We start from the raw sequence: 958 nt of genomic DNA, 5'->3' as shown, positions 1-958 counted from the left end.
CAAGTGAGAATGCCGGTATGAGTAACGAAAAGATCAGTGAGAATCTGATCCGCCGAAAGCCTAAGGGTTCCTGAGGAAGGTTCGTCCGCTCAGGGTAAGTCGGGACCTAAGGCGAGGCCGAAAGGCGTAGTCGAAGGACAACAGGTAGAAATTCCTGTACCACCGTAAACCGCTATGAGCGATGGGGTGACGCAGTAGGGTAGTGACGCGAGCTGATGGATGCTCGTCCAAGCAGTGAGGCTGGTGTGTAGGCAAATCCGCACATCGTAAGGCTGGGCTGTGATGGGGAGGGAAAATTTACAGTACCGAAGGTCATGATCTCACACTGCCAAGAAAAGCCTCTAGCCAGGTGAAGGTGCCCGTACCGCAAACCGACACAGGTAGGCGAGAAGAGAATTCTAAGGCGCGCGGAAGAACTCTCGTTAAGGAACTCGGCAAAATGACCCCGTAACTTCGGGAGAAGGGGTGCCTCGGTAGGGTGAATAGCCCGAGGGGGCCGCAGTGAAAAGGCCCAAGCGACTGTTTAGCAAAAACACAGGTCTGTGCGAAGCCGCAAGGCGAAGTATACGGGCTGACGCCTGCCCGGTGCTGGAAGGTTAAGGGGAGTGGTTAGGAGCAATCCGAAGCTATGAACTGAAGCCCCAGTAAACGGCGGCCGTAACTATAACGGTCCTAAGGTAGCGAAATTCCTTGTCAGGTAAATTCTGACCCGCACGAATGGCGTAACGACTTGGGCGCTGTCTCAACGAGAGATCCGGTGAAATTTTAATACCTGTGAAGATGCAGGTTACCCGCGACAAGACGGAAAGACCCCATGGAGCTTTACTGCAGCTTGATATTGGACTTTGATACGATTTGTACAGGATAGGTGGGAGCCTAGGAAGCCGGAGCGCCAGCTTCGGTGGAGGCGCCGTTGGGATACCACCCTGATCGTATCGGAGTTCTAACCTGGTACCGT

The 958-nt window shown here is 54.0% G+C and carries 1 rRNA gene; it reads left to right on the top strand.

Annotated features, from left to right (window positions below):
* A 23S ribosomal RNA gene (locus LBW89_RS27360) occupies positions 1–958 on the top strand; the annotation flags it as partial.

Source organism: Paenibacillus sp. alder61 (genome assembly GCF_020179875.1).
GTDB lineage: Bacteria > Bacillota > Bacilli > Paenibacillales > Paenibacillaceae > Fontibacillus > Fontibacillus faecis.
Note: the sequence above shows the minus strand (reverse complement) of the source record. Positions and strands in the feature narration are given on the sequence as shown.